Raw genomic sequence first — 11,510 nt, 5'->3', positions numbered from 1 at the left:
TATGGAAATCAATGTTATTGCGAATTTTCCCGGTGAGGGCGCAAAATTTTCCAATTTGGGAATGCTTTTTAAGATCGAGTCCTGGTCTGATCGGTTGGGCGTGTCGATAGAGCTAGCCAGCAACGCTTCAGCATCTGATATCGATCAGGCAATTGTAGGTTTTGTCGGCGCACTTCAATCTGTGCTTGCCGAGGTGCCTGAGGGAGGGGAGCTCCGTGTCGCGGTGTACTACACACCAGATGAGGTTGCGGCGTTTATGGTCTCCCTCTCGATGGACGCCATTCGTTTGCTTGCTGAGACTGGATTGACGCTTGAGGTGACGGGCTTCCCCTGTTTGTCTTAGGCGCTGTTTTGCCTGCGCAGAGGCACTGATATGGGACGGATGCTAGGCGAGCAACTACAGGATGGGCGCGTTAACAGCTCCTTGTGCCGGCTTGGGCATCGCCATCCCCTTGGGCTTACTTTCTCAGATGAAGTTGATCGGATATTGGGCAATTAACCGTTACCTCTTTGGATCATAAGATGATGGAAGTATTTCCGGTCGCTATAGCGTTGAAGGGAGAGGCTATTTGGCTTGGCTGGGTTTCCCCGGAAGATGGGCATGAATTCTTCTTGACAGAAAAAGGGGTGCTGATTTTTTCTTGTGACGGCAAGAGCGGGCTGCTACAGGAAGTAATGAAGGTGTTTCCCGATGTTCAGTCAGGGGTTGAGAGTTTTTTTGATTTTGACTCAGTCGCTGAAGCGGCTGGTCGAGGCGTTATTCTTGATGGAAATCTTGTTTTAGATACATGGAATTTGTTGATCGATGTTCACCATACATTTGGTAGTGAAGGAAGAGTTTTTGATGAATATCACGATGTTTACTCGCGGGTATTTTCTCAGAGTGAGGCAGCGCCAATAGTTGGTGTTCAAAAAGTCGAATTGTCCGCGAGCGACATGGCAGTTGTGAGGGAGGTCTTTGACGAGGGGTTTGAACTTCTCGCTCATAAAATCAGGATTGCAAAAGCAGCTAGGGCCGAACCATCCAATGACGTTGCTGGTAAACAGAATGGATAGGCATGCCCTCATCTCTAGCGGAGGTCCCAGCCACTGCCCGCCCTTTATCCTGTGGGCTCCTGTCAGAGGGGCACGTGCAATCGATGACTAACAAGATGCTCGCTTGGCTGATGGTATTGCTGGTCATCTTTGGGGCGTGTCGATATGGCTATCCAGCAGTTTTAGTGCGTGTGTACGGGGAGGTTCCACCCGCTTGGCGGATGGATTTCACGCATATAACTATCGGGCAGATCAACTCGAAGCTGGGCGTGCCTGACGACGTGATGTCCGCCAAGGAGTATCAAGTTTGGTCGCGCGACCACTGGTGGGGAGTTGAGGAGCTAAAGGTTTCGGCACCCGGTTGCTGTGCTTCAGAATCCAGGCCGCGCGAAGCCTACTACCTGGTTCATGCGAAGGGTTTCTATGATCCAGTTGTGACGCGGCGTATTCATTAGTCTGTGCGTCCCAAGAGGATCGGTTGCTAAGTTCGAGGCTCGATATGTTGCGTCGCTTTTGGTTCAAGTTGTCTAGCAACGGCATGCCGTCCGTGCTGAACATCGGCTGCGGAATCACTGCTTACGATATGAATGACGCGTGGGCTTTTCTGTCCCGGGATGTTTTTCCGGCCCTTGGCGAAAGAGAGGTGCTGGAAGTGGTTGTTGATGTTGATGTGAGCACCCTCGATCAGACGCATGTCATCCCGAATATGGCCGCTCCGTCCAACAGAGGTGTTTGGTTTCCGCGGTTGTAGTTATTTGCTGAGATAGGGCGAGGGAGGGCTTGTGGCCGTCAGCGTGACAAAAGACGAGTAGCGTTAAACAAAAGCGGCTCCCGCCCGATCTCACGCATACCACGCCAGAAACATATCCACCGCCGACTCCGCCACCCGCTTACGTTCCCTCGGCCGCAACGGCGGTTGCCCCAGAGTGATCTGCGGCCAGAACGCGAACGTCTTCACCAGCCCTTGCAGCTGGTGCGCGGCAAACACCGGATCGTCGATCTTCAGGCGCCCATCCGCGGCCGCCGCGCGCAACCACACGGTCAGCCCTTCCTCGCGCTCATTCATCCGCGCCACCATCGCCTGCGCCCGCTCCGGCGAATGAATCGCCGCAGCAATAGCCACGCGCGCCAGCGAGACGAACGCCTCGCCGTGCAGCAGGCGCATCTTGTGGCCCACCAGTTCCAGCAGCTGGTCGCGTAGCGGGAGGTCGGGGCGGTAGACCAGCTCTTCGCCCTCCCGGCTCGCCTCCCACAGCTGGTGCATGATCTCGATGAACAGCACTTCCTTGCTGGGAAAGTGGTTGTAGACCGTGCGCTTGGAGACTTCGGCGCGGGCGGCGATGCGGTCCATGCTGGTGGCTTCGTAGCCGGCGGAGCGGAACTCGTCGATGGCGGCCTCCAGGATGGCGGCGCGCTTGAGGTCGGTGAGGCGGGTGGGGCGGGTCGGGGTCGGCATGCCCGGATTTTACACTGACGGGTTTACATTTGCCTCGCGGAGAAATTACACTGCTCGGTGTAGTTTCCTCCCCCGCCCCCTGAACCCGGGAAATCCCTATGAAGATCGTGCTGGGCCTGCTCGCCCTCGCCATCATCCTGGCCACGCTGGCCAGCCGCCGCGCGCGTGCCGCGCTGGGCGGCTACGAGGCCTCGCCGCAGCGCGGCGGCGACCGTTTCCGCAACCCGCGTCCGCGCCCGCCGGAAGGCCTGGGCAAGATGCTGAGGATCATCTGGAACATGATGCTGTACAAGCCCAAGGACGCGGTGCCGGACATGCCGCTGCCGGTGCAGCGCCTCACCCGCGCGCAGCTGGAAGCCGCGCCGGACCGCAGCCTGTATCGCCTGGGCCATTCCACCCTGCTGCTGAAACTGCGCGGCGGTTTCTGGATCACCGACCCGGTGTTCGCCGAACGCGCCTCGCCGTTCTCGTGGATGGGCCCGAAGCGTTTCCACGCGCCGCCGATCGCGTTGCAGGACCTGCCGCCGCTGCGCGGCGTGGTGCTCTCGCACGATCATTACGACCATCTCGACCGCGGCACCATCGAATTCCTCGCCGACCGCGCCGAGGTGTTCCTCACCCCGCTCGGCGTGGGCGACCGCCTGGTGTCCTGGGGCGTGGATGCGGGCAAGGTCCGCCAGCTCGACTGGTGGCAGGAAACCGAAGTGGACGGAATGCGCTTCGTCGCCACGCCGGCCCAGCATTTCTCCGGCCGCGGCCTGTTCGACGGCGACAAGACGCTATGGGCCTCGTGGGCCGTCATCGACGGCGACCTGCGCGTGTTCTTCAGCGGCGACACCGGCTATTTCGACGGCTTCAAGGCGATCGGCGAGCGGCTGGGTCCGTTCGATGTGACCTTCGTCGAAACCGGCGCCTACGACGCGCAATGGCCGTACGTGCACATGCAGCCGGCCGACTCGGTGCAGGCGCACCTGGACCTGCGCGGCCGCTGGATGATGCCGATCCACAACGGCACCTTCGACCTGGCCATGCACCGCTGGCAGGACCCGTTCGAGCAGGTGACGGCGCTGGCCGCCGAACGCGGCGTTGCCTTGTCCACTCCGCGCATGGGCGAGCGCCTGGACCTGGCCGCACCGCACGCGGGCGAACGCTGGTGGCGTTTGTTCGAAGCGCCCGCCAAGCGTCCCGCGCCGCTGCTGTCCGCGGCGGGCCACGACGCACGCTGAGCGTTCAGCAGGCGACGGCGCGCTCGTTCAGTGCGTCGTCGTCTTCGCGATGGAACACATCGCCGCCGTCGGGAAACTCCAGCACCATCCGCGGCGCGCGCTGCATCCACCTGGCCGTTTCCTGCTGCACGCCCAGCGCTCCGGCCATGGCGCGCCGGTCCACCGCGCGGCTGCGCCGTCGCCGGTCGACATGGGCGAAGCGCAGGTAGTTGTAGGACGACCAGGCCAGCATCACCACCGCGCACAGCGCCGCCAGCAACAGCAGCCTGGCCAGGTCCTGCCCGCCGTGGCCGTGCTCGCGCACCACCATCTCGATGTAGCCCAGGCGCACGCCCAGCGCCCACGCCAGCAGGGTCGCCAGCGGCAGCCACAGCGAAATCCACGCCATCCATGCCATCAGCGTGGCGGTGGTGAACAGCAGGCGGCGCGCGGGGTGCTGGCGCTCGGGGCGGTGGATCACGATCGCTTCGGCTTTCATCGTATGCCTCGGTCGGGGCTGACCCATACCGCGCGCGTGCCCTTGCGCTTGAGCAGCGCCTTCGGCAGGGCCGCCACGGTGGTGGCGGTGCTCAGCAGCCAGTAGGTCAGCGGATACCAGATCATCCAGTAGTAATTGCGGCCCACGCGTGTTTCGTAGCGGCGGTCGATCAGCGTGCTGATGCCGAACTGCAGCAGGCACACAATGCCCAGCACCACGCCATGCCATTGCGGCAGCAGGCTGGCGATATGCAGGGCCGGCGGCAGCGCGACGAACTTTCCCAGCAGCCACAGCGTCACGATGGCCAGCATCACGTAGGCCCACACCAGGCTCAGCAGGTATTCCAGCGCCACCGGCCACATGCGGCGGCGGCGCCAGCGCAGCAGTTCCGGCAGGTAGCGCAGGGTCACTTCCACGCCGCCCTGCGCCCAGCGCAGGCGCTGCTTCCACAGGCCGCGCAGGGTTTCCGGCATCAGGATCCAGCACAGCGCATTGGGTTCGTAGCGGATGTCCCAGTGGCGCATCTGCAGGCGCCAGCTGATGTCGATGTCCTCGGTCACCATGTCGGTGTTCCAGTAGCCGACGTCGTGCAGCGCGCTGCGGCGGAAACAGGCGATCACGCCGGACACGGTGAACACGCGGCCATACACGCGCTGCGCGCGCTTGATCAGCCCGATGATCGAAGAGAACTCGCCCACCTGCAGCTTGCCCAGCAAGGTGGAGCGGTTGCGGATGCGCGGATTGCCGGTGACCGCGCCCACCCGCGGGCTGCTCACCATATGGCTGACCAGCCAGTGCGTGGCGTAGTCGTCCAGCAGCGCATCGCCATCCACGCAGACCAGGAAATCGCCGCGCGCCGCCATCGCCGCCATGCGCAGGCCCATCGCCTTGCCCTGGTTGCTGGCGAAATGGATCACCCGCAGCCGCGGATACTGCTTCTGCAGTTCGTCGAGCTGGGCGCCGGTGTCGTCGGTGGAGCCGTCGTTGACCGCGATGATCTCGAAGTGCGGATAACGCTGCGCATCGAGGTGGGCGATGGTCTCGCGCACCTGTTCGCCTTCGTTATGGCAGGGCACGATCAGGGTGACGAAGGGTGCGTGCGGCAGCGCGGGCGGTTCCACCCGCAGCGGTTCGCCGCGTTCCCAGCGCAGGTAATAGATCAGCCCGCCGCTCATCCACACGAAGGACATCAGCAGCGGGTAGTAGAAGGCGTAGTCCAGCAGGACGTCCATGATCTCGCGCATGCGGCCTCACGGTTCCCGGTAGGGATGTTCGGCGGCGGAGATATACGGTCGGATCGCTTCCAGCGCGGGCCGGCCGGCGACGAAGTCGTCCGGGTAGTAGCCCAGGTGGCGCGCACCCTGCGCCTGCAGCAGGCGCAGCCGCGCGCCCAGCACGTCGGCAGGCACCGGCTTGCCGCCGGCGCGCCAGTCGGCGGCGGCCAGCTCGAATACGGTGCGGTCCATGCCGCGCGGCTGCGCGGCGACGGCGGCGGCCAGGCGCTTGAACCAGGCGTCGGTGGCCGGCTCCTGGTCGAGCTGCGGCATGGCCATCAGCGCGGTGTAGTCGTAGGCGGCGTTGAAGGCGGCCAGGCTTTGCGCGAACCAGGCTTCGGAGGCGGGCTGCAGCACGGGGCGCGCGTAGAGATTGCGCGCGGTCTTCAGCTGCGCGCGCCATTGCCGCGCGCGGTCGGCCAGTTCGCGGGTGAAGCCGATCAGGTATTGCGTGCGCTGCGCCGGCGTGTCCGATGCGAGCGGGCCGAGCGCATCGGTGTCGCGCAGGTAGGCGTCGTCGGAGAACAGCAGGCCGGTCATGCCGCCGTGCATGGCGAGGTCTTCGTAGACGTCGCCGATCAATGCGCGCACGCGCGGATCCCACGGCGCCAGGCGATAGTGATCGCCATCCTTGCCGCGGCCCAGCGCCGGCAAGTCTTTCGCCTGCGGAAAACGGAACGCCAGCACCGGCATCCATGCATACACCTCCACCTCGCAGCGCGTGCGCAGCTGCCAGGCCACGCGGGCGAACAGGTCGGCGCGCATGGGCAGGTGGCGGTTGGGGAAGTACACGGCGTCGGCCACGCCATCGCCATCCGGGTCGGCGTACGCCTGCAGCCACACCTGGGAAGGCTTGAGCCGGCGGATACGGTCGAGCAGGGCGGAGAGGTTCTTTTCCTGCTGCGCGGGATCGGTGTCGTAGACATAGTCCAGGTCCACCTGCACCACGCGCTGCGCATCGATCGCACGCTGGCGGTAGATCAGCGCAGCCAGGCCTTGCACGCCAATGTCGTCGGAGATCAGCAGGCGCGGGATATTGCGCCCTTCCGCCAGCTGCACCGGCTCGTCGTCCAGGCTGAGCGAGACATCCATGCCCAGCGCGGCCGCTTCGCCCTGCGCGATGCGGTTGTATGCGCCATACGGCCACACGATGGCCCGCGGGCGCCGGCCGGTGTGCTGGGCGATCTCGTCGGCGCTGTGCGCCAGGTCGGCGCGGATGCGTGCGCGGTAAGCCTCGGGGCTTTCGTAGCCGCTCTTCGGGTCGTAGGCCAGGCTGATCGCCGCCGGCATCAGGTTGCCCTGCGGATTGGCGAGCACGCCCTGGTGCAGGTCGTCGGTATGCGAGGCGATTTCCACCAGGCCGGAGGCGCGCATTTCCCGCACCTGCGCCCAGCTGACGAAGCATTCGCGCCCGCAGCTCTCGCCGTTGTAGTCGAAGCGCTTGCCTTCCGGCAGATCCATCCAGGAGTTCTCCACGGCAAACAGCGCGGGGTAGCCATAGGCGCGCAGCAGCGGGAAAACGCGGGTGTAGAAGCTGATCAGGCCGTCGTCGAAGGTGAGCAGCACGGCCTTCGGCGGCAGCGCGCGTTCGCCGCGGCGCGCGGCGATCACGTCGTCCAGGCTCACCATGCGGAAGCCGTTGGCGCGCAGCCATTCGAAGTGCGCGATCAAGTGGTCGGTGCTGATCGCCGTGCTGTCGCGGCGGCCGGCGTCGCGGATATCGTCGCGCACGTCGTGGTAGTTCAAGACGATGAGCGGCGGCAACGGCGCGCGTGCGGGCACGGGGCCGGACACCGCGGCAAGGCGGTCCACAGCGCCGGCCGCGGGTGCGGCCAGGGCGAGCAACAGAAGCAGGGCGTGGCGCCAGCGCGGCATGGTCATTCGCCCCAATGCACGGTGAGGTCGAGCATCACGCGGTTGTCGCGCTTGCCGTCATAAGGCTGGCTGTTCCAGCCGATGCCCCAGCCGAAGGCAAGGCCGCCGCGCGGCGCCCAGCGCTGGCCGTAGTGCGCGCTCGCCATCCAGCCGCTGCCGTAGCGGCATTCGTCGTAGCTGCCGAAGGACAGCTCCAGCTGATGGCTCCAGCTGCGCTCGTAGCGCTGGTACAGCAGGTTTTCCAGGCGCCCGGTGAGCGCGGCCCAGCGCGCGCACGAGGGGCTGTAATAGGGCACGTCGCTGCGCGAGTTGCGCGTGGCGCCGGCCCGCAGTCCGCCGTCCACGGTGAACCACGCCGCGGTGTAGGCGCGCTGCGTCCACGCCGCTTCCCAGCCGTAGCGCCGGTTGCCATCGCTGTAGCGGTCGGCGTTGGCGCTGAGCTTGATCGCGCTCAGCTCGCTGGCGCGCCATTGCGCCGACGCGTCGAGCGCATGCGCGGCGATGCCGTAGTAGTGCGCGCGCAGCGGCACGTCGGCGTCGCCGGTGTTGCTCCAGTCCAGCGCATAGGTCCAGTGATCGTCCGGCAGCCAGCGCAGGCCGGCTTCCACCGCGGTGCGGCGGGTGGCGCCGCCCACGGCGGGCAGCAGCTGCACGTAGGCTTCCAGTCCGCGCGCATAGCCGCGAAGGCCGACACCGAGGCGCTCGCGCTGCGCGTGGCCTTCCGGCAGGTTGGCAAAGGCCAGGCGGGTGATGCCGTAGAGGCGCCAGCGGTCGTCGAGCAGCGGGCTTTGCAGGGTGGCCTGGGTTTCGTGGTCGGCATCGCCGAAGTTGGGCGAGCCGCCGCGGCCGCGATCGTGTTCCAGGTCGAACTGCCAGCCGCGCTGGCGATCCCAGGCCTGGCGGGCCACTTGCACCTGCGGCTCGCGCGGCACCACGGCTTCCAGTTCGCGCATGGCCGGTTCCACGCGCGGGAAGTCGTTCAAATCGCGCCAGCCTTCGATGGCGCCGAGGCGGATCGAGGTGTCGTCCGGGTCCAGGCCCGCCGCGCCCATCAGCGTGTTTTCCGCGCGGCGCGGCCAGCCGCGCGCGCGTTCCACGTCGGCCAGCTGGTTCCACACCGGCGCGTTGGCCGGGCCTTCCGCGCGCAGCGTGTGCAGGCGCTGCCAGGCTTCGCGATAGAGCCAGGTTTCCTGGCGTACCAGGGCGGCGGCCAGATCGGCCTCGGTCTTGTGCGGATTGGCGCGCGGTCGCAGGGAACCGGGCGAAGGCAGCCACGCCGGTTCCCTGGCGGCGACGCCGTCGATCCACTGCCGCGCCTGGCGATGGCGGCCGGCTTCGAGATAAGCATGGGCGAGGCCGATACGCGGATCGGCTTCATCTTCGGAATACGGGCCGGAGTGCGCCTGCGCCGCCGCTTCGTAGAGCGGAATGGCCTGCTCCGGCTGGCGCTGCTGCAGCAGGGCATCGGCGACCGGCGCGTCGGCGTAGGCCGGCAGCGCGCCGCCGCGGCGGCTGAGCGTGCGGTAGGCGTCGACGGCTTCGGCACTGCGCGAGGCGCGTGCCAGGGCGATCATGCGGTCGGCCGCGGCGATCGCATCGTCGGCGGGCGACTCGCCGCGCACGCTCAGCGCGCGGTCGGCTTCCACATAGGGATGGCGCGTGTCGGCAGGCAGTGCCTGCGCCCAGCGCGCCTGGTGCGCGGCAGCGTCGGCTTGGAGCCGGGCCAGTTCGGCGGCGGGCAGCGGGGTGGACAACTGCTGCGCCAGTTCCAGCGCGCGGCCGGCGGCGCCGAGTTCGGCCAGCAGCGCGATGCGCAGGCGCTGCGCGTCCGCATCGGCGGGCCAGCGCAGCAGCAGGTCTTCGCAGGCGGCCAGCGCCTCGAGGCGATGGCCGGCTTCGTGCTGCGAGCGTGCGCGCGACAGCAGCTCGTCGCGCGCATTGGCCGGGCTTGCATGCAGGGAGGCGCCGCCGAGCGCGAAAGCCAGCGTAGCCAGCGCCGCGCACCCCGCGCCGCGGCCGGTCGTGGCTGGCGCGGAACGGTCGCGTTGTCGGGGCGGTACTGGATACATGGCTGCGCTGCTGCTGTGGCGCTCGTCGGACGGCGCCGGCCGGTGGCCTTGGGGACGCATTCGCGTCGTGCGCGGGTCGAGCGGCATCGAAAAGTTTCCAGACAGGCCGCGCCGGGGTAGAGCGCGGCCTGCCTCCGACACAGGGTCGACGCATGACGTCCGTGGCATGCGGGAAGGCATCTGGCGAGCCGTGTCGTCTGCCCTGGACCACCGTAGCGGTCGTGGGCCGGTCGCCGGTGAGGAAGAGTTTTCCCGGATCGGTACCCCGGCGGAATCAGAAAAGTCCTAGGCAACGAACATCGCAAAGAGCAGGCATTTCAGAGAAATCCCATGGATGCCGCGCTTGCGTGCGTGCTGCAATTTTCATGCAGCCGCGGATTGCGCCGCGCCTGGTCCGCATGGTCCTCAACAAGGTGCCCGTCATGAACTTTCCCAACACGTACCAAGCCCCTGCATTGACCCGCAAGAACCAGCGCAACCTGATCCGCGTCGCCCTGCTCGACGACCACGAATTCATCCTCAAGGGCCTGGTCTCGCACCTGCGCCAGGTCAGCGCGGTCACCGTGGTGGGCAGCCACCAGTGCAGCCGCACCTTGCGCACCATGCTGGCCGAGATTCCGGTGGACGTGGTGCTGCTGGACTATGCGCTGGGCCAGGACGACCTCGACGGCATGGCCCTGGTCAAGGCGCTGCGCTCGCGCTATCCGGAGCTGCGCATCCTGGTGGTGTCGGGGCACTGCCAGCGGGTCACCGTGAACATGCTGCTGCGCGAAGGCGCCAACGGCTTCTTCGCCAAGCACCAGCCGGCCGCGGAGATGGCCGACGCCATCGCCCGCGTGGTGGCCGGCGAAACCTATCTGCCGCCGTTCCTGGCCAAGGCGCTGCCGACGCGCCGGCAATCGCCGCTGTCGCCGCGCGAGTGGGAGGTGGTGCGCTGTTTCCTGGACGGCATGTCGGTGAGCCAGATCGCCATCAAGTTCAATCGCAGCCTGAAGACCATCAGCACGCAGAAGTCCACCGCCTACAAGAAGCTGGGCATTTTGAGCGATGCGGAGCTGTTCAAGATGCGCGAACACGTGCTGCAGGCGCGCAATGCGGCGTAGAGCGTCGTCCGCCGCCACCTACGCGATGGGGCGCTGCGATGCGCTGGCCGTGGCGCGCGCCTGCGTGCAGGCGCAGGCACGCCGGCTGCGCAAGATGGGTATCGATGCCGGCATCGAGCTGCCCTGCGGCGCCTTGCCCTGGCTGAGCCTCGACGAGCCCCGCCTGCGCCAGCTGCTGGATCTGGCGCTGGAAGGCGTCGCCCTGCGCGCGGGCGCGGGCAGCGTCCAGCTCGCGCTGTGGCGCGGGACGTCGCACGAGGGGGCGTTCCGGCTGCGCGTGGAGGCCTATGCGGACGATCCGGCGGCGGGTTCTTCATTCGAGCTCGATGTCGCCGGCAGCGAGGCGACCGAGGCGCCCGTACCGCCCGTGGGGCGGGAGCGCGCGCTGCTGGTCGAGGATCATCCCGCGCGCCGCCGCATCCTGGCCGCGCAGTTCGCCCGGCTGGGCGTGGCGTGCGATACGGCGGCGGACGCATCGGTCGCCGGCGCCTCCATCGCCGGGCACTACGGGCTGGTGTGGCTGGGCGGCGCGGCCGCGGTCGACCGCGTGGCGCTGGTCACCTCGCTGCGCCTGCTGGAGCGCAAGGACGGCCATGCGCCGGCGCGCATCGCCGGCTTGCGCAACGTCGCCGTATCGCCCGCACCGGCGCCGGCGGATATCGATGCCTGGGTCGAGTGGCCCTGGTCGCTGGACGAACTGCAGCGGTTCTGCACGGGCACGCCGCCGCAGGAGAACGAAGCTGTCGCCGTGTTCTTCCGCGAAGGCCTGCGCGATGCGGCGGCGATCCGCGCCGCGCTGGCGGCGGCGGACTGGCCGGCGGTGGTGCGCCATGCGCATCGCATCAAGGGCGGCACCGTGGTGCTGGGCGAGCACGACGTCTGCGCGCTGGCCGCGCGGATCGAGTCCGCCGCGCGCCGCACCGTGCCGGACCCCATACGGCTGCAGCGCCTGCTGTCGGTGCTGGAAGACGCGCTGCGCTGCGCGTCGATCTGA

12 protein-coding genes are annotated in these 11,510 nt (G+C 67.0%); 7 read left to right on the top strand and 5 right to left on the bottom strand.

Annotation, left to right across the window (positions count from 1 at the left end):
- The first annotated feature begins 1 nt into the window (after nt 1).
- The 4 genes from FHW85_RS10700 to FHW85_RS10685 all read left to right on the top strand — a co-directional run bounded on the left by FHW85_RS10700 (nt 2) and on the right by FHW85_RS10685 (nt 1,786).
- Nucleotides 2-343, top strand: coding sequence for a hypothetical protein (locus FHW85_RS10700; protein ID WP_168648222.1), 342 nt, complete (start codon nt 2-4; stop codon nt 341-343).
- A 179-nt stretch (nt 344-522) separates the two neighbouring features.
- Nucleotides 523-1,056 (top strand): hypothetical protein, encoded by a 534-nt coding sequence (locus FHW85_RS10695; RefSeq protein ID WP_168648221.1) that lies wholly within the window; start codon nt 523-525, stop codon nt 1,054-1,056.
- Between the two features lie 83 nt (nt 1,057-1,139).
- Nucleotides 1,140-1,490: a hypothetical protein gene (locus FHW85_RS10690; RefSeq protein WP_168648220.1), complete on the top strand. Its 351-nt coding sequence runs from the start codon at nt 1,140-1,142 to the stop codon at nt 1,488-1,490.
- Nucleotides 1,491-1,534: 44 nt separating this feature from the next.
- Nucleotides 1,535-1,786 (top strand): hypothetical protein, encoded by a 252-nt coding sequence (locus tag FHW85_RS10685; RefSeq protein ID WP_168648219.1) that lies wholly within the window; start codon nt 1,535-1,537, stop codon nt 1,784-1,786.
- A gap of 90 nt (nt 1,787-1,876) precedes the next feature.
- Here the strand turns inward: FHW85_RS10685 and FHW85_RS10680 are convergent, their stop codons facing one another.
- Nucleotides 1,877-2,491, bottom strand: a complete 615-nt coding sequence (locus tag FHW85_RS10680; RefSeq protein ID WP_168648218.1) for a TetR/AcrR family transcriptional regulator — start codon at nt 2,489-2,491, stop codon at nt 1,877-1,879.
- A 98-nt stretch (nt 2,492-2,589) separates the two neighbouring features.
- On the opposite strand from FHW85_RS10680, the gene FHW85_RS10675 reads away from it, so the two are divergent.
- The gene (locus FHW85_RS10675; protein ID WP_168648217.1) at nt 2,590-3,717 is read left to right on the top strand and encodes an MBL fold metallo-hydrolase; all 1,128 of its coding nucleotides are present in this window, start codon (nt 2,590-2,592) and stop codon (nt 3,715-3,717) included.
- A 4-nt stretch (nt 3,718-3,721) separates the two neighbouring features.
- Here the strand turns inward: FHW85_RS10675 and pgaD are convergent, their stop codons facing one another.
- From pgaD to pgaA, 4 genes are read right to left on the bottom strand one after another with little or no spacing between them, the layout of a single operon-like run.
- Nucleotides 3,722-4,195: a poly-beta-1,6-N-acetyl-D-glucosamine biosynthesis protein PgaD gene (gene pgaD, locus FHW85_RS10670; protein ID WP_168648216.1), complete on the bottom strand. Its 474-nt coding sequence runs from the start codon at nt 4,193-4,195 to the stop codon at nt 3,722-3,724.
- Complete coding sequence (pgaC, locus tag FHW85_RS10665; RefSeq protein WP_168648215.1) at nt 4,192-5,439, bottom strand: poly-beta-1,6-N-acetyl-D-glucosamine synthase; 1,248 nt, start codon at nt 5,437-5,439, stop codon at nt 4,192-4,194. Before pgaC ends, pgaD begins: the two co-directional genes overlap by 4 nt.
- A 6-nt stretch (nt 5,440-5,445) precedes the next feature.
- Nucleotides 5,446-7,344: a poly-beta-1,6-N-acetyl-D-glucosamine N-deacetylase PgaB gene (pgaB, locus tag FHW85_RS10660; RefSeq protein ID WP_168648214.1), complete on the bottom strand. Its 1,899-nt coding sequence runs from the start codon at nt 7,342-7,344 to the stop codon at nt 5,446-5,448.
- A gap of 2 nt (nt 7,345-7,346) precedes the next feature.
- Complete coding sequence (gene pgaA / locus FHW85_RS10655) at nt 7,347-9,413, bottom strand: poly-beta-1,6 N-acetyl-D-glucosamine export porin PgaA (RefSeq protein ID WP_168648213.1); 2,067 nt, start codon at nt 9,411-9,413, stop codon at nt 7,347-7,349.
- A gap of 422 nt (nt 9,414-9,835) precedes the next feature.
- Between pgaA and FHW85_RS10650 the strand changes: the two genes are divergently transcribed.
- Nucleotides 9,836-10,516 carry a response regulator transcription factor gene (locus FHW85_RS10650; protein WP_208399927.1) on the top strand — a complete coding sequence of 227 codons (681 nt, stop codon included), beginning with the start codon at nt 9,836-9,838 and terminating at the stop codon, nt 10,514-10,516.
- Nucleotides 10,506-11,510 (top strand): Hpt domain-containing protein, encoded by a 1,005-nt coding sequence (locus FHW85_RS10645; RefSeq protein WP_167258621.1) that lies wholly within the window; start codon nt 10,506-10,508, stop codon nt 11,508-11,510. Before FHW85_RS10650 ends, FHW85_RS10645 begins: the two co-directional genes overlap by 11 nt.

It is taken from the genome of Dyella sp. SG609, assembly GCF_012275375.1.
GTDB classification, from domain to species: Bacteria; Pseudomonadota; Gammaproteobacteria; order Xanthomonadales; family Rhodanobacteraceae; genus Dyella_D; species Dyella_D marensis.
This window is presented reverse-complemented; position numbering and strand designations above follow the sequence as displayed.

Bases quoted from the DNA above. Each gene is read 5' to 3' on its own strand.
- FHW85_RS10700 (WP_168648222.1), top strand. From the start codon at position 2: ATGGAAATCAATGTTATTGCGAATTTTCCCGGTGAGGGCGCAAAATTT.
- FHW85_RS10695 (WP_168648221.1), top strand. From the start codon at position 523: ATGATGGAAGTATTTCCGGTCGCTATAGCGTTGAAGGGAGAGGCTATT.
- FHW85_RS10690 (WP_168648220.1), top strand. From the start codon at position 1,140: ATGACTAACAAGATGCTCGCTTGGCTGATGGTATTGCTGGTCATCTTT.
- FHW85_RS10685 (WP_168648219.1), top strand. From the start codon at position 1,535: ATGTTGCGTCGCTTTTGGTTCAAGTTGTCTAGCAACGGCATGCCGTCC.
- FHW85_RS10680 (WP_168648218.1), bottom strand. From the start codon at position 2,491: ATGCCGACCCCGACCCGCCCCACCCGCCTCACCGACCTCAAGCGCGCC.
- FHW85_RS10675 (WP_168648217.1), top strand. From the start codon at position 2,590: ATGAAGATCGTGCTGGGCCTGCTCGCCCTCGCCATCATCCTGGCCACG.
- pgaD (WP_168648216.1), bottom strand. From the start codon at position 4,195: ATGAAAGCCGAAGCGATCGTGATCCACCGCCCCGAGCGCCAGCACCCC.
- pgaC (WP_168648215.1), bottom strand. From the start codon at position 5,439: ATGCGCGAGATCATGGACGTCCTGCTGGACTACGCCTTCTACTACCCG.
- pgaB (WP_168648214.1), bottom strand. From the start codon at position 7,344: ATGCCGCGCTGGCGCCACGCCCTGCTTCTGTTGCTCGCCCTGGCCGCA.
- pgaA (WP_168648213.1), bottom strand. From the start codon at position 9,413: ATGTATCCAGTACCGCCCCGACAACGCGACCGTTCCGCGCCAGCCACG.
- FHW85_RS10650 (WP_208399927.1), top strand. From the start codon at position 9,836: ATGAACTTTCCCAACACGTACCAAGCCCCTGCATTGACCCGCAAGAAC.
- FHW85_RS10645 (WP_167258621.1), top strand. From the start codon at position 10,506: ATGCGGCGTAGAGCGTCGTCCGCCGCCACCTACGCGATGGGGCGCTGC.